The sequence below is a fragment of the Vibrio eleionomae genome (assembly GCF_009874545.1).
Taxonomy (GTDB): Bacteria; Pseudomonadota; Gammaproteobacteria; order Enterobacterales; family Vibrionaceae; genus Vibrio; species Vibrio nitrifigilis.
In genome coordinates this window covers 18,430-33,237 of sequence record NZ_WEKT01000036.1, presented here as the reverse complement: position 1 = coordinate 33,237, position 14,808 = coordinate 18,430, and the positions used below count along the sequence as shown (strand labels likewise).

Annotated in this window: 17 protein-coding genes; 13 read left to right on the top strand and 4 right to left on the bottom strand. The window is 43.7% G+C overall.

Features of this window, described 5'->3' with window-relative positions; genetic code table 11:
- Window positions 1–7: 7 nt before the first annotated feature.
- Genes gspD through F9817_RS16400 form a run of 11 tightly spaced genes read left to right on the top strand, consistent with a single transcriptional unit; the run spans window position 8 to window position 10,373 of the window.
- Window positions 8–2,029 carry a type II secretion system secretin GspD gene (gspD, locus tag F9817_RS16450; RefSeq protein WP_161157249.1) on the top strand — a complete coding sequence of 674 codons (2,022 nt, stop codon included), beginning with the start codon at window positions 8–10 and terminating at the stop codon, window positions 2,027–2,029.
- Window positions 2,029–3,540 (top strand): type II secretion system ATPase GspE, encoded by a 1,512-nt coding sequence (gspE, locus tag F9817_RS16445; protein WP_161157248.1) that lies wholly within the window; start codon window positions 2,029–2,031, stop codon window positions 3,538–3,540. Before gspD ends, gspE begins: the two co-directional genes overlap by 1 nt.
- Window positions 3,540–4,763: a type II secretion system inner membrane protein GspF gene (gspF, locus tag F9817_RS16440; protein ID WP_161157247.1), complete on the top strand. Its 1,224-nt coding sequence runs from the start codon at window positions 3,540–3,542 to the stop codon at window positions 4,761–4,763. The genes gspE and gspF overlap by 1 nt, the downstream gene beginning before the upstream one ends.
- Window positions 4,764–4,804: 41 nt before the next feature.
- Window positions 4,805–5,251 carry a type II secretion system major pseudopilin GspG gene (gene gspG, locus F9817_RS16435; RefSeq protein ID WP_161157246.1) on the top strand — a complete coding sequence of 149 codons (447 nt, stop codon included), beginning with the start codon at window positions 4,805–4,807 and terminating at the stop codon, window positions 5,249–5,251.
- Complete coding sequence (locus F9817_RS16430; RefSeq protein ID WP_345789740.1) at window positions 5,211–5,897, top strand: prepilin-type N-terminal cleavage/methylation domain-containing protein; 687 nt, start codon at window positions 5,211–5,213, stop codon at window positions 5,895–5,897. The genes gspG and F9817_RS16430 overlap by 41 nt, the downstream gene beginning before the upstream one ends.
- Window positions 5,894–6,250 carry a type II secretion system minor pseudopilin GspI gene (gspI, locus tag F9817_RS16425; protein ID WP_161157245.1) on the top strand — a complete coding sequence of 119 codons (357 nt, stop codon included), beginning with the start codon at window positions 5,894–5,896 and terminating at the stop codon, window positions 6,248–6,250. Before F9817_RS16430 ends, gspI begins: the two co-directional genes overlap by 4 nt.
- Window positions 6,237–6,905: a type II secretion system minor pseudopilin GspJ gene (gene gspJ, locus F9817_RS16420; RefSeq protein ID WP_161157244.1), complete on the top strand. Its 669-nt coding sequence runs from the start codon at window positions 6,237–6,239 to the stop codon at window positions 6,903–6,905. The genes gspI and gspJ overlap by 14 nt, the downstream gene beginning before the upstream one ends.
- Window positions 6,892–7,908 carry a type II secretion system minor pseudopilin GspK gene (gspK, locus tag F9817_RS16415; protein WP_161157243.1) on the top strand — a complete coding sequence of 339 codons (1,017 nt, stop codon included), beginning with the start codon at window positions 6,892–6,894 and terminating at the stop codon, window positions 7,906–7,908. The genes gspJ and gspK overlap by 14 nt, the downstream gene beginning before the upstream one ends.
- A complete protein-coding gene (gene gspL / locus F9817_RS16410; protein ID WP_161157242.1) occupies window positions 7,877–9,091 on the top strand; it encodes a type II secretion system protein GspL in 1,215 nt (404 codons plus the stop codon). The genes gspK and gspL overlap by 32 nt, the downstream gene beginning before the upstream one ends.
- 12 nt (window positions 9,092–9,103) lie before the next feature.
- Complete coding sequence (locus F9817_RS16405) at window positions 9,104–9,613, top strand: type II secretion system protein M (RefSeq protein ID WP_161157241.1); 510 nt, start codon at window positions 9,104–9,106, stop codon at window positions 9,611–9,613.
- A gap of 1 nt (window position 9,614) precedes the next feature.
- Window positions 9,615–10,373: a type II secretion system protein N gene (locus tag F9817_RS16400; RefSeq protein ID WP_345789739.1), complete on the top strand. Its 759-nt coding sequence runs from the start codon at window positions 9,615–9,617 to the stop codon at window positions 10,371–10,373.
- A 55-nt stretch (window positions 10,374–10,428) separates the two neighbouring features.
- Here the strand turns inward: F9817_RS16400 and cysQ are convergent, their stop codons facing one another.
- The 4 genes from cysQ to F9817_RS16380 all read right to left on the bottom strand — a co-directional run bounded on the left by cysQ (window position 10,429) and on the right by F9817_RS16380 (window position 13,294).
- Window positions 10,429–11,262: a 3'(2'),5'-bisphosphate nucleotidase CysQ gene (gene cysQ / locus F9817_RS16395; RefSeq protein ID WP_161157239.1), complete on the bottom strand. Its 834-nt coding sequence runs from the start codon at window positions 11,260–11,262 to the stop codon at window positions 10,429–10,431.
- 21 nt (window positions 11,263–11,283) lie between these two features.
- Entirely contained in the window at window positions 11,284–11,847 is a 564-nt protein-coding gene (gene nudE / locus F9817_RS16390; protein WP_161157238.1) for an ADP compounds hydrolase NudE, read from the bottom strand.
- An 84-nt stretch (window positions 11,848–11,931) separates the two neighbouring features.
- The gene (gene nfuA, locus F9817_RS16385) at window positions 11,932–12,519 is read right to left on the bottom strand and encodes a Fe-S biogenesis protein NfuA (protein WP_161157237.1); all 588 of its coding nucleotides are present in this window, start codon (window positions 12,517–12,519) and stop codon (window positions 11,932–11,934) included.
- Window positions 12,520–12,613: 94 nt separating this feature from the next.
- Window positions 12,614–13,294, bottom strand: a complete 681-nt coding sequence (locus tag F9817_RS16380; RefSeq protein WP_161157236.1) for a ComFC family protein — start codon at window positions 13,292–13,294, stop codon at window positions 12,614–12,616.
- Between the two features lie 145 nt (window positions 13,295–13,439).
- Here F9817_RS16380 and bioH point away from each other — a divergent pair, with 145 nt between their 5' ends.
- Together bioH and F9817_RS16370 are read left to right on the top strand one after the other, a co-directional pair.
- Window positions 13,440–14,213 carry a pimeloyl-ACP methyl ester esterase BioH gene (bioH, locus tag F9817_RS16375; RefSeq protein ID WP_161157235.1) on the top strand — a complete coding sequence of 258 codons (774 nt, stop codon included), beginning with the start codon at window positions 13,440–13,442 and terminating at the stop codon, window positions 14,211–14,213.
- A 111-nt stretch (window positions 14,214–14,324) separates the two neighbouring features.
- On the top strand, window positions 14,325–14,801 hold the full coding sequence (locus tag F9817_RS16370; RefSeq protein ID WP_161157234.1) for an ATP-dependent Lon protease: 477 nt from the start codon (window positions 14,325–14,327) through the stop codon (window positions 14,799–14,801).
- The last annotated feature ends 7 nt before the right edge of the window (window positions 14,802–14,808 follow it).

Sequence of the window (14,808 nt, the reverse complement as noted above, 5' to 3'; positions counted from 1 at the left end):
GTACTCAGTGAAGCATTGGCTTAAAAAGAGCACGTGGCTTATGGCCGCCTCGTTAGTGCTGTCTCCCTGCGCATGGGCAAATGAGTTCAGTGCGAGTTTTAAAGGAACAGACATTCAAGAATTTATCAACATAGTGGGTCGTAATTTAGATAAAACCATTATTGTTGACCCTTCCGTACGTGGGAAAATCGACGTACGTAGTTACGATACTCTAGACGAAAAACAGTACTACAGCTTTTTCCTAAATGTACTTCAAGTGTATGGTTTCGCAGTTGTTCCTATGGATAACGGCGTGCTGAAAGTGGTTAAATCGAAAGATGCAAAAACCGCAGCTGTACCGGTGCTCGGTGATAATGATCGTGCATCAGGCGATAGCGTTATTACACAAGTGGTATCGGTAAAAAACGTTTCTGTAAGAGAATTATCCCCTTTGTTGCGTCAGCTCATTGATAATGCTGGCGCAGGTAACGTTGTTCATTATGATCCTGCGAACATCATTTTGCTTACTGGACGTGCTGCGGTTGTGAATCGTTTGGCAGATATCATTCATCGAGTTGACCAAGCAGGCGACAAAGATGTTGATGTTGTTGAACTGAAAAATGCATCTGCTTCTGAAATGGTACGAATCGTAGAAGCTCTTAGTAAAAGTAATGACTCTAAAAATACCCCAGAGTTTTTGCAACCTAAATTTGTCGCCGATGAGCGTACTAATTCCATCTTAATTTCTGGTGACCCTAAAGTTCGCAAACGCATGAAAAATCTCATCCAAAAAATGGATGTAGAAATGGCGGTAAAAGGAAACAGCCGAGTTGTTTACCTTAAATATGCGAAAGCTGAAGATCTTGTTGATGTTCTTAAAGGCGTGTCGGATAGCATGCTTAAGAGCAAAAAAGGGACGAAAGAGAGCGGTGGAGCACAAAACAGCAACGTCATTATCTCTGCGCATAAACAGACAAACTCTCTGATTATTAGCGCGCCAAAAGATGTCATGCAATCCCTACTGAATATCGTTAAGCAATTAGATATACGTCGTGCTCAGGTATTGATTGAGGCGTTGATTGTTGAGATGTCTGAAAGTGATGGGATGAGCTTGGGTGTTCAATGGGGCTCATTAGAGAGTGGCTCGGTTATTCAATACAGTAACAGTAGTAGTTCTATTGGTAATGTGATGGTCGGCTTGGAAGAGGCTAAGGATCAAACCAGTACCAGTTATTATTACGATAATAGTGGTGTTCGCCACTCTTACGACACGACCGAATCAGGCGACTACGATACGCTAGCTTCTGCGCTTTCAAGTGTGAACGGTGCTGCGGTGAGTATCATGATGGGTGATTGGACTGCGTTATTAAATGCCGTGTCAAGCGACTCCAATACCAACATTCTTTCATCGCCAAGTATTACCGTAATGGATAACGGTGAAGCGTCATTCATCGTGGGTGAAGAAGTGCCTGTTATCACTGGTTCTAGTACCGGCTCCGACAACTCCAACCCATTCCAGACCGTTGACCGTAAAGAAGTAGGTATCAAACTGAAAGTCGTACCTCAGATTAATGAAGGTGACTCAGTTCAATTACACATTGAACAAGAAGTTTCTAACGTGCTTGGTGCCAGTGGCGCGGTGGACATTCGTTTCGGTAAACGTCAGTTGAATACCTCTGTCATGGTTAAAGATGGCCAGATGTTGGTTCTTGGTGGCTTGATGGATGAACGTACTGCTGAAAGCGAGTCAAAAGTTCCACTACTTGGTGATATTCCAATCATTGGGCAATTATTCCGCTCAACGAGTACGGAAACCGAGAAGAAGAACTTGATGGTATTTATTAAACCAACAATTATTCGCAACGGTGTGACCGCTGATGGTTTAACTCAACGTAAGTACAATTACATTCGAGCAGAGCAGTTATACAAAGCTCAGAAAGGACTGAAATTGCTGGATAGCGGCAATATTCCTGTACTACCTAAATTCGGTGATGATCGTCGCCATGCTGCCGAAATTCAGTCGTTTATTGATCAGATGGAAGAAGAATAATGAATGTAGTCTTATCGGAAGAGGTCGAGCAACCGACGTTACGCCGATTGCCGTTCAGTTTCGCAAACCGATTTAAAGTCGTCCTTGAGTGGGAAGACGATTTCTCGCAATGCCATATCTATTATGTGCCGCCGATTGCTATGGCGGCCATAATGGAAGTGAAACGTGTGGCTAAAACATCGTTCAAGCTCCATGCCGTTTCTGAATCTGAGTTTGAAAGTAAGCTGACTGTGGTTTACCAACGTGACTCTTCTGAGGCTCGTCAATTAATGCAAGATATTGGCGTAGACAGTGATGACTTTTTTTCATTGGCAGAAGAGTTGCCTCAAAATGAAGATCTTCTGGAGTCAGAAGATGATGCCCCAATCATTAAGTTAATTAATGCGATGCTGGGGGAAGCGATAAAAGAGAACGCTTCTGATGTCCATATAGAAACGTTTGAAAAATCGTTATCGATCCGTTTTCGTGTGGATGGGGTATTACGTGAAGTGCTTGAACCAAGCCGCAAATTGGCACCTTTATTGGTGTCGCGCGTTAAGGTGATGGCGAAGCTCGATATCGCGGAAAAACGCGTTCCGCAGGATGGTCGTATTTCGTTACGTATTGGCGGTCGAGCTGTCGATGTGCGTGTATCAACAATGCCATCGTCTCACGGCGAACGTGTGGTAATGCGTTTACTGGATAAGAACGCCACTCAGCTAGATCTTTACAGCTTGGGAATGAACGATAAGGTTCACAAGCGTTTCCAACAATTAATTGCTCGTCCCCACGGGATTATCTTGGTAACCGGTCCAACTGGTTCAGGTAAATCCACCACGTTATACGCAGGCTTACAAGAACTAAATAGTATTGAGCGCAATATCTTAACCGTTGAAGATCCTATCGAATTTGATATTGAGGGCATTGGTCAAACCCAAGTAAATCCAAAAGTGGATATGACCTTTGCTCGTGGTCTGCGTGCCATTTTGCGTCAAGATCCAGATGTTGTTATGGTCGGCGAAATTCGTGACTTGGAAACGGCGCAAATCGCAGTACAAGCTTCTTTAACTGGTCACTTAGTGATGTCGACTTTGCACACGAATACCGCCATTGGTGCCATTACGCGTTTGCGGGATATGGGCATTGAACCATTTTTGATTTCTTCTTCATTATTAGGGGTACTGGCGCAACGTCTGGTGCGCACTTTGTGTCCACATTGTCGTGAAGCTTATAGCGCGAATGAAGAGCAGAAAAAGTTATTTGATTTAACGCCGGATGATGAGTTAACGCTTTTCCGCCCTACAGGTTGTGAGCATTGTAATCACAAAGGTTATCATGGCCGTACTGGTATTCATGAATTACTGCTGGTGGATGAATCCGTTCAGGCTTTAATTCATAGTGAATCAGGTGAACAAGCCATCGAGCATGCGATTCGTGGTCATACTCCAAGTATTCGTCAAGATGGTCTCGAAAAATGTCGTTTAGGTGTGACTTCTCTTGAAGAAGTGATGCGTGTGACTCGGGAGTCATAATGGCGGCATTTGATTATAAGGCTTTAGATAGTAAAGGTCGGCAGAAGAAAGGCGTCATTGAGGGAGATAATGCCCGTCAGGTGCGCCAACGTCTAAAAGATCAAGGGCTTGTCCCCGTCGAAGTGAATGAAAATACGGGTAAGAAAAATAAAGAGTCACAAGGTTCGGCTCTCACTTTTCAGCGCGGGATTAGCACACCTGATTTAGCATTGATTACGCGTCAGCTCTCAACATTAGTTCAGTCGGGGATGCCGTTAGAAGAGTGCTTACGCGCGGTCTCAGAGCAGTCTGAAAAACCGCGTATCCGTTCTATGATGGCTGCGGTTCGTTCCAAAGTTACAGAAGGTTACACACTCTCCGACAGTTTAGGTGATTACCCGCACATCTTTGATGAACTGTTTCGTTCTATGGTATCGGCTGGAGAAAAATCAGGCCATCTGGATGCGGTGCTTGAGCGCTTGGCTGATTACGCAGAAAACCGACAAAAGATGCGTTCTAAATTACTCCAAGCGATGATTTACCCCATCGTGCTGGTTGTGTTTGCTGTGTGTATTGTGTCGTTTTTGTTGGCGGCCGTTGTCCCTAAAATTGTGGGGCAATTTGTTCAAATGAACCAAAAGCTGCCGGAATCAACGCAGTTTTTGTTATCAGCGAGTGATTTTGTACAGCATTGGGGCATCCAATTGTTGTGTGTGTTTTTGCTGATGATATATATCAGTCGTCGTTTACTACGTAATCCGCAGTTACGCATGAAGTGGGATGAAAAAGTTATCCACCTTCCTTTAATCGGAAAAATCGCTCGTGGGTTAAATACATCACGCTTTGCCCGAACATTGGCAATATGTACTTCTAGTGCAATTCCTATTCTGGATGGGATGCGCGTTGCGGTTGATGTCATGACAAATCAGTTTGTGAAACAAAAAGTATTAGTTGCCGCAGAGAGTGTCCGGGAAGGGGCCAGTTTGCGTAGGTCGTTAGAGCAAACCAAACTTTTCCCCCCAATGATGCTACATATGATTGCCAGTGGTGAGCAGAGTGGTGAACTTGAATCCATGTTGACCCGCGCCGCTGATAACCAGGATGATAACTTCGAATCTGCAGTGAATATTGCTTTAGGGATTTTTACTCCGGCACTTATCGCTTTGATGGCTGGTTTAGTTCTGTTTATCGTGATGGCAACTCTGATGCCAATTTTAGAAATGAATAATTTAGTGAGTCAGTAACAAATTTGGAATCGCCAAAATTTGTGTTTTATGGAGTAGTTATGAAAAGAAATGCAGCGGCTAAGCAGTCAGGCTTTACCTTGCTAGAAGTGATGGTTGTCGTAGTTATTTTAGGTATTTTGGCTAGTGTCGTCGTACCTAACTTACTAGGTAACAAAGAAAAGGCTGACCAGCAAAAAGCTATTACTGATATTGTCGCGTTAGAAAATGCGTTAGATATGTACAAACTAGACAACAGTGTTTACCCAACCACAGACCAAGGTTTAGAGGCATTGGTGAAAAAACCAAGTAGCCCGGAACCTCGTAACTATCGTGATGGTGGTTATATTAAACGTTTACCTAACGACCCATGGGGTAATGCATACCAATACCTAAGCCCAGGTGATAAAGGAACGATTGATGTCTTCACTTTAGGTGCAGATGGTCAAGAAGGTGGTGAAGGTATCAATGCGGATATCGGCAACTGGAACATTCAAGATTATCAATAATTCATTAGGGCGGGGATATCCCGCCCGCACTCAATTTATGAAGTTAGCTCGCGGATTTACCCTTATTGAAATTATGCTCGTTCTCGTGCTACTTGCTCTGAGTTCGGTAGCGGTAATTTCAACACTTCCCACCAGTAAGAATCATTTAGCAGAAGATACGGCCCGATCTATTTATGAACGGTTACAACTGATTAATGAGGAAGCGGTGCTATCCGGCGTAGATTACGGTTTACGGGTAGAGCAAAAGCAGAATCCACCAACGCTGACTTTTATGCAGTTAGGGGAAAAAGGATGGCACAAAGTTAAACGTCACTCTTTTAATGCTGAAACTAAAATTGATAAGCGGTTAATGGTTGATTTCCAAGCAGGCGGTACGACATGGGAGAAGGATGATGATCGTCTGTTTAAAAAAGATGACTCTTTATTCGATGACCAAATGTTTGGCAACGAAAAAGACAAAAAGAAAAAGCCACAGCCTCCGCAAATTTTTATTCTTTCCAATGGTGAAACGACACCTATGGTGCTGAGCTTGTATCTTCATGATCTCAGTGATGACGATGCATGGCACATAGTCGTACAAGATAATGGTGAAATTTTGTTAAAAGCTCCCGGAGAAGAAATAACTCAAGGGGATAAGGCAAAATGAAACGAATAAAACGAGGTTTTACCTTACTGGAAGTTTTAGTGGCTTTGGCCATATTTGCCACGGCAGCGATTAGTGTGATGCGATCAGTCAGTCAGCACATTAATACCCTGAATTATCTAGAAGAAAAAATGTTTGCTTCGATGGTGGCTGATAACCAAATGGCGCGGGTGATGCTTGCTCCGACGAGTTTATCGGCTCGAGAAGGAAAATCAAAAATGGCTGGACGTGAGTGGTATTGGAAAATCAAACCAGTCAAAACAGGCACTGGAACATTAAAGGCATTTGATGTTTCTGTCGCAACCAGTGATAAATCAAGTTCAATCATTACGGTGCGTAGCTATGTGGCGCAATAAAGGTATAAAAAATACTGCACGTCGCCAGATGAAAGGCTTTACCCTAATTGAAGTATTGGTTGCGATGGCTATTTTCGCTGCGATGAGTATTGCGGCCTATCAGGTGTTGAATCAGGTTCAACGTAGTAATGAAATCTCTCAAGAACGTACGACTAGAGTTAATGAATTACAACGTGCGTTAGTGATTATGGATTCCGACTTTCGCCAAATGGTACCACGTAAGTTTCGTACCAATGGCAAAGATGTTGGCGACTACTATATGGAATGGCAAGATTATCTTTTAGATTCTGATTCTAAAGGAATCATGTTCATTCGTGATGGTTGGGCTAATCCGCAAGAGCAGTTTCCGCGCGGTAATTTAGCAAAGGTGGGTTATCGCCTTAAAGATAAAACGTTAGAGCGTGTTTGGTGGCATTATCCAGATACGACGGTAGGCGAGCAACCCGTCTCTCGACCACTTCTTACTGGTGTTGAAAGTTGGTCTATGCGTTTTTACGTTAAAAACAAATGGACCTCAGAGTGGGAAGAAACAGAGTTGTTGCCTCAGGCGATAGAGGTCACCATACAGCTACAGGATTACGGTAAGATCTCGCGAATATATTTAATTGCAGGTCCAAAGGCGTCTGATGCGGAGGCTGAAGATGACAGCGAATAAATCGCAACGAGGAGTCGCCTTAATTGTCGTCCTACTGATTCTAGCGATTATGGTTTCCATTGCTGCGACGATGTCTGAACGGATGTTTGCTCAGTTCCAGCGTGCGAGTCATCAGGTCAATTATCAGCAAGCGTATTGGTATAGTGTTGGCGTAGAAAACCTTGCCATGGCGTTATTGAAGCAGACTCGAAAGCAAGACAAAGATATTATTAATTTGAGTCAACCATGGGCGATTAAAGAGCGGACATTACCGCTCGATTACGGCCAAGTCTCAGGGACAATGATCGACAAACAAGCCTGTTTTAACTTAAATGCTTTTAATGGGTTAGACACTTCATCTGAGAGCTCAACACCTTATGTTAAGCAGGTGTTTGAAAATTTATTGACCAACTTTAAAGTCGATTCAGCGACAGCTGAGATTATTGCTGATTCTACTTATGAGTTTATCGATAGTAACGATACCGTGAGTTCAACGTATGGGGTGGAAGACAGCTATTATGATTCACTGTCACCAGCCTATTTGCCACCGAATGGGCTGATGGCAGTACCGAGCGAATTGCGAGCTGTTCAGCAGGTGAGTGCTGATTTAATGACAAAATTAAAGCCTTACCTATGCGCAATTCCTGTAACGGATTGGCAAGTGAATATTAACACTCTTTCTGAGAAACAAGCGTTATTGCTGGTGGCCATGTTTAGCCCTAATTTAAGTTTGCAAAATGCTCAGGCAGTAATAAAAAAACGCCCGAAAAAAGGGTGGGAAAGTGTCTCTGATTTTATGGCGGAACCACAAATTGCCGCCATTTCGAGTACGGTCCGCAGTAAAGCTCAAGGTTATTTGGCTGTTGATAGCCAGTATTTTGAATTAGATGCACAAATCACGGTGGATAATTCCCGAGTGAGGGTTCGCAGCCTGATTTTTAGTGAAGATAAAGATAATGCAACGGTCATTCGCCGTCGCTATGGAGGAATCAGTGAGCGAATTTCTGACCGTTCGTCTGAGTAGTCAAAAACAAGCCCCTATTTCATGGCTAGTATGGTCCACTGATCAGCAAGATGTTATTGCTAGTGGTGAACTCTCTGGTTGGCATGAGCTCGAAGAGCTGACTGACTATGCAGCGCAACGTACGACGATACTGTTATTGTCTGCCAGTGATTTAATATTGACCGATGTGGAGGTTCCACCAGGAGGCTCTCGTCAATTTGAAAGCATGTTGCCTTATTTGCTAGAAGACGATATAGCTCAAGATGTTGATGATGTGCATTTTTCAGTGCTGAGTAAGCGCGATGGGATAGCTTATATTGCTGGTATTGATCGCGGATGGTTTACCTATTGTTTAACGAAATTTGCCGAAATTGGTATTGAAATTAAACGTGTTATGCCAGATGTATTAGCTCTACCACAAGCGGATACCCCACTCACTGCGGCGCAGATTGGCCCACAATGGCTGATACGTAAAGGGGATTGGCAAGGTATTGTCATGGAAAGTGACTGGTTACCTGTATTAGTCGAATCTGATTGGGTTAAATCTGAACAATCCCCCCTAGCTCTGACATCTTATACTGAGTTACCAACATTACCTTTAGATGAAGATCAACATTGGTCTGTCAAGCCTAATGAAATGGTGATGAAGCTGTTAGCTCAAGAAGCTTGCCAGTCGCGTATGACATTGCTTTCCGGCCCATTTAAAACGAAATCTTCATGGTTAAAGCATTGGCATACATGGCGTTTACCTACTTATTCGGCATTGGCCTTAATCGTCGTCACTATGGTGTATAGCGCATTTGAAGCGAATCGTTTTGAACAGCAGGCGCAAGCCTATCATCAAGAAAGTGAACGTATTTTTAGAACTATTTTCCCCAATAAGCGCCGCATTCCTACGGTCAGTTATCTCAAGCGGGAGATGCAAGGTGAGCTCCAGTTACTTTCTGGGAGCGGTGGCAGTGATACTGTGTTGAACTGGTTACAAGTTCTGCCTGAGTCATTGAAATCTGTTAAAGATATGAAGATTCAAAGCCTTAAATATGATGGTGATAAAGGTGAATTACGCGTAGAAGCCACGAGCAAAGATTTTCCTAGTTTTGAAAAAGCGCGGGTTCAATTATCTGAACAATTTAATGTCCAGCAAGGTCAGCTAAGTAAAGATGGTGATACTGTGTTGGGTTCGTTTGTTTTGAAAGCGAAATAGAAGGGGGACGCGATGAAAAACATAATTGGCCCACTTCAGGCTCAACTAAAGCTATGGTGGCGAAGTATTACACCACGTGAACAAAGACTGGTACTTATTGGTGGCATTTGTATTGTTATTGGTGTGATTTACTGGGGTATTCTTGCACCATTACAGCAACGTATTGACCAATCACAGTTACGAATTAACAGTGAAAAGCAACTTTTGAGCTGGGTTTCTCACAAAGCAAACCAAATTACAGCTCTGCGTAAGCAAGGTGGCATGACTCAGCAGCGTTTACCTTTAAACCAAGTGATCGCCACTTCAACCCGTGATTTTGGAATTGAGCTAATCCGTGTTCAACCTCGTGATGAGGATGGTATGCAAGTTTGGATTCAGCCATTACCTTTCACAAAATTGCTCGATTGGGTGAAGTTTTTGCAGGAAAATCAGGGGATCACGGTGCAACATTTAGATGTTGATCGTGGCGATCAGCCAGGAGTGGTCGAAGTTAAACGCCTACAGCTTAAGAGAGGTGCATAAGGTGAAAAAGAAAATTAGCCTCATCGCTCTGTTTGTTGTGGTATTTATTGTTAGTGTCGTTGTGCACCTACCAGCTACGGTGACACTGAATCATGCTCCACTGCCACGACAATTAAAAATGGATGGTGTTTCTGGCACATTATGGAAGGGCCGAGCGGCTCAGGTCCACTGGCTTAATTATGATTTGGGCAGTGTCTCTTGGGAGTTACATTTAACAGCGCTCTTCACAGGAAAATTAGAAGTAGCAACGCGTTTTGGTCGTGGTAGTTCAATGAATGTGCATGGTCGAGGTGTCGTTGGTACCAGTATGAGTGGGCCATATGCGAAAACGCTTTTGGTGTCTACGCCAGCAGCAGAGCTAGTTGAATTGAGTCGCCGCCCAGTTCCTGTCGGTGTGAGTGGGCAAGTGGAATTGATGGTGCGAGATTATCAGTATGCTCAACCATGGTGTAAAGAGGCACAAGGTACATTATCTTGGTCTAATAGTGCAATCAGTAGCCCTGTGGGAAATCTGCAATTAGGACCTGTTATTACGGATATTACCTGTAAAGACAGTGTTATTGATGCGAAAGGTAAGCAAAATAATGCCCAAGTGAGCAGTGAGTTTACTGCGACACTAAAGCCGAATCATCAATATCACACCACGGCTTGGTTTAAACCCGGTAGTGAATTCCCTAATGAATTAGGGAAGTTATTAAGTCAGTTACCCGACCCTGATGCTCGAGGTCGATACCACTTCAATTATGATGGGCATTTCTAAAGCCCAGTAAAAAGGGGCATTCATAAATGAATGCCCCTAGTAAGTCACACTAAAATTACCGTTCATTTTTAATCTGTAGGATTTCATCCCAAGGTAAATTGGGATCGCCTAAGACGATAAAATTAGGATTCTCTAAGGTTTCTCGTTCGTTATAAGAGAGAGGGGAGAGTTGAGTGCTGAGTATATTACCGCCTGCTTCTTCGACGATACATTGTGTTGCGGCAGTATCCCATTCTCCAGTTGGCCCTAGGCGTAAGTAACAATCGACGGCTCCTTCAGCAACTAAACATGCTTTAAGTGCTGCTGATCCGAGCGGAACTAACTCATAATTCCATTTCGAACTTAATTGACTGGTAATGCGATTAATATCTTGGCGGCGGCTTATGGCAATGGCTATCGATGGATGAACAAGTTCGTGCTTGAGTGTATTAATGCGAATATGCTCACTCATATCGGGAATTTTCCATGCGCCTTTGCCCTTGTATGCGTAATAAGTGACACCAGAAACAGGGCCGTATACCACACCCATTGTGGGTTGATTATGTTCTACTAGAGCAATAACTGTGGCGAAATCACCACTACGCGCAATGAACTCCTGAGTGCCATCAAGAGGGTCTACCAACCAATAACGTTCCCATGTTTCACGAGTTTCTAAACTGATATTTGCGGCTTCTTCAGATAATACAGGAATATCTGGTGTTAATTCTCTGAGACGCTCAGTAACCAACTTATGGGCAGCTAAATCAGCACTTGTCACTGGAGTATGGTCGGCTTTAGTAAACGCGTCGTAAGACTTATTTTCGTAGATGTCGAGAATCATTTGTCCTGCTGCACGAGCGATGGAAATGACATCGGGAATTAAATGAGATAAATCTTTCGCTGTTGGCATACGTAATTAGGTCCTATTTCATTATTCCTCAATATTACTCTTATTGAAGTGGCGTAGTGTTAACATTAACGCCGTAATGCTGCGTGCTTCGCTGAAATCTAAATGATTGAGGAGCTCATCCGCTTGGGCAAGTGGCCAACGAACAATTTCGAGGGGCTCTGGTTCATCACCTTCCAGTTTCTCTGAGTATAGATCCTGAGCAATAAACAGTGTCATACGACTGGAAAAATACGACGGAGCTAAAATCACTTCTTTAAGTGGTATGAGGTTTGTCGCGCCAAAACCTATTTCTTCTTTAAGTTCACGTACTGCCGCTTGTTCTGGAGTTTCACCGGGGTCGATTAACCCTTTAGGAAAACCAAGCTCATAGTTTTCTGTACCAGCAGCGTATTCTTGAACTAGCAGAATATCTCCATCGGCAGTAATAGGAACCATCATTACCGCATTGCGGCCACTAGGAGCCATTCTTTCATAAGTTCGTTGTACACCATTTGAAAAACTCAGATCCAATGATTCAATAGAAAATAGCCGAGACTTAGCGACTGTTTGTATAGAAAGAATCTTTGGCGGTTGTTTAATTGGCATACTGCGACTCCTAACTTAAAAATGTACTTTGCCAGCATAAACAAAAAAGCTGATGCATTGCATCAGCTTTTTGTCTAATTGCGGTTAGTAGTATGAGTGATCACCGCGATCATGTTCAGTTGAATCTCTAACGGCAGTTAATTCTCCGGCAAAGGTTTCAAGCAACTGTTTTTCGATACCGTCTTTGAGAGTCACGTCTACCATCGAACAACCGTTACAGCCACCACCAAACTGAATTATAGCTACGCCATCATCAGTCAGCTCTATCAGTTGAATGTGACCACCGTGGCCAGCAAGCTGCGGGTTAACTTGTGTTTGGATAACGTACTCTAAGCGTTCCATTAGAGGAGCGTCATCAGAGACTTTACGCATTTTTGCATTAGGTGCTTTAAGCGTCAGTTGTGATCCCATTTTGTCTGTAACAAAGTCAATCACTGCATCTTCAAGAAAAGGTAGGCTAAGCTCGTCGACATAGGCAGAAAAACCACTAAACGGAATTTCGCTATCGGTCGCTTCAACGGCTTCTGGCGGGCAGTAAGAGACACCACATTCCGCATTTTGTGTACCTGGGTTAACCACGAATACGCGGATGTTAGTGCCTTCTGGCTGTTGTCCAAGTAACTTCGCAAAGTGCTCTTGGGCTGATTCTGTAATAGTAATTGTATTTGACACGACGAATACCTGAGTAAATTTGTAGGCTATTAATAATCATTTTACTCCTGTGTTCTACATGATCCAGTCCTTTTTACGCAAGGATTGTTTCCGATCAAGGTTCGTTTGTGGTTGGTGTTCGGCATAAACAATAAATATCAATTCGTTTCACACCTAAACGATAGAGCATGCGAGCAAGATGCTCAACGGTGCTTCCTGTCGTTACCACATCATCGATAATCGCCACATGGGAGTGATGGTTAGGATACGCCGAGTTGATCATAAAGGCATTACGTAAATTGCTTTGGCGTTCTGAACGAGTCAGCCCTTGTTGCTGAATCGTCGCTCTGGTGCGTATAAATAGCCCGGGCCAATATTCAATATTTAAAGAATGAGAGAGTGCTCTGGCGAGCAAATCACTTTGATTAAAGCCACGCCATACATACCGTTGCCAATGTAAAGGCACCGATGTGATAAGTGGTGCGGGATCACTAATATGAGGGATAAGCAACTCAGCGAGTGGTTTAGCTTGCCAAAATTGGCGTCGATATTTGAATTGATGGATAAGTTGGCTCAGAGGATATTGATAATGACCAATACAACACAATCGTTCCCATTGTGGAGGTGATGCTAAGCATTCACCACAAAGCTCAGTTGGCTCTAGAGTCGGTAACCCGCATCGTTGGCACCTAGGTCCAAACGAAAAATGTTTTAAACACGCATCACAATACCGAGAGTGTGTGTTGTTTAATGAAAGTGAACATAAATGACACAGGGGAGAGGTAAAGCGAGTCATGTTTTTTTTCCGTTAATCCTATAACATAACGAAATAACGTTAGGCGCACGGAAACTAAACTTCGGTGACGCTAACGAAAATTACCACACCAGTATGGCTTAGCGGTAAGAGGGGAAAGGATGAAAAAAGTCGGAGAAAACGAGGAATGAGTTCAGAGTTATATTGGCAAGTTACGGGAACCGGACAAAATGTCGTTTTACTTCATGGGTGGGGTATGAATGGTGCCGTATGGCAGCAGAGTGCTGATGAGCTCAGCCAATATTGTCGTGTGCATGTGGTTGATTTACCCGGTTATGGCTACAGCTCTGAACGTGTTGAATTAGAGTTAGATACCATAGCAAAAGCCATACTCGAACAAGCGCCTAAAGATGCTATTTGGGTTGGTTGGTCGCTAGGGGGGCTCGTCGCTTCTCATATTGCACTTCACTATTCAGGTTATGTTCGACAACTTGCTACGGTTGCCTCTTCACCTAAATTTGCCGCCCAAAGACCTTGGCGTGGTATTCAACCGCAAGTGTTAGATAACTTTACCGAACAATTGACCGAAGATTTTCATGGCACAATAGAGCGCTTCATGGCTTTGCAGGCAATGGGGAGCCCTTCAGCGCGTAAAGACGTGAAGGTATTAAAACAATCGGTTTTGTCTCGCCCTAGCCCTAATCCTCAGGCGCTCTTGGCAGGGCTAAAACTATTAGCAAATGTTGATTTGCGCCAAGCGCTAACGGAAATTACGGTTCCATTTCTAAGAATGTATGGTCGACTGGATGGTTTAGTGCCAATAAAAGTCTCAGAAATGTTGGATAATCAATACCCTAAAAGCCGAAGTGTGATTTTCTCCCAATCTTCCCATGCTCCGTTTATGACCGAACCAGACGCCTTTTGTAGTGAACTCGTCGACTTTATGCATAATGGCCAATAAATATGGCAAAAGCGCTAAGTATTTTCCTCCGGTGGCCGATATATACCGTAACTCGATAAAAATGCGTTCAGCATGACAATTGGGTAGGGCGATACTGAGGAGGTATCAGCTATGATCGTGTCACCGACAAACGTCAATGTGCCACTCATCGCCCCATCAGTGAATGTGCAAACGGAGCAGGTCGCTCGAGATAATAAAGTCAGAGAGCCAGTTGTACCTGCAGAAGAGCTCGCAAGGTCTAACGCTGAGCGGCAAATTAAAGAAGATGAGAAACGGCGTAGACACTCGTCATGGGATCCTTCCGAACACCCTGGGTATGAAGCGGATGAGCAATCAGAAGCGGAACTCACGCGTGAACGTGAAGAGGAGACCAAAACAGAGTTAAATCGTCTGTTTGAACTGCTAGCTCTTTCTTCTTATAGTGCCTCTCAAGGTAAAGGCTATGCGATGCGCTTTCGTTTGCCCAGGCGTATCATTGATGCGGTAATCAATGAGGGCAAAATGGCTCGAAGGCGGACAGTAATTAAATTTCATTACGGTCACGCTGTGGCACCCAATACGCCATCCGATGTGATTGCAGTCTTGTAGTAATGCT

Coding starts and splice junctions, on each gene's coding strand:
- nudE (WP_161157238.1), bottom strand. CDS start 11,847: ATGCCAATTAAACAACCGCCAAAGATTCTTTCTATACAAACAGTCGCT.
- gspI (WP_161157245.1), top strand. CDS start 5,894: ATGAAACGAATAAAACGAGGTTTTACCTTACTGGAAGTTTTAGTGGCT.
- F9817_RS16380 (WP_161157236.1), bottom strand. CDS start 13,294: ATGACTCGCTTTACCTCTCCCCTGTGTCATTTATGTTCACTTTCATTA.
- F9817_RS16370 (WP_161157234.1), top strand. CDS start 14,325: ATGATCGTGTCACCGACAAACGTCAATGTGCCACTCATCGCCCCATCA.
- gspK (WP_161157243.1), top strand. CDS start 6,892: ATGACAGCGAATAAATCGCAACGAGGAGTCGCCTTAATTGTCGTCCTA.
- gspF (WP_161157247.1), top strand. CDS start 3,540: ATGGCGGCATTTGATTATAAGGCTTTAGATAGTAAAGGTCGGCAGAAG.
- gspG (WP_161157246.1), top strand. CDS start 4,805: ATGAAAAGAAATGCAGCGGCTAAGCAGTCAGGCTTTACCTTGCTAGAA.
- bioH (WP_161157235.1), top strand. CDS start 13,440: ATGAGTTCAGAGTTATATTGGCAAGTTACGGGAACCGGACAAAATGTC.
- cysQ (WP_161157239.1), bottom strand. CDS start 11,262: ATGCCAACAGCGAAAGATTTATCTCATTTAATTCCCGATGTCATTTCC.
- F9817_RS16430 (WP_345789740.1), top strand. CDS start 5,211: ATGCGGATATCGGCAACTGGAACATTCAAGATTATCAATAATTCATTA.
- F9817_RS16405 (WP_161157241.1), top strand. CDS start 9,104: ATGAAAAACATAATTGGCCCACTTCAGGCTCAACTAAAGCTATGGTGG.
- gspJ (WP_161157244.1), top strand. CDS start 6,237: ATGTGGCGCAATAAAGGTATAAAAAATACTGCACGTCGCCAGATGAAA.
- gspE (WP_161157248.1), top strand. CDS start 2,029: ATGAATGTAGTCTTATCGGAAGAGGTCGAGCAACCGACGTTACGCCGA.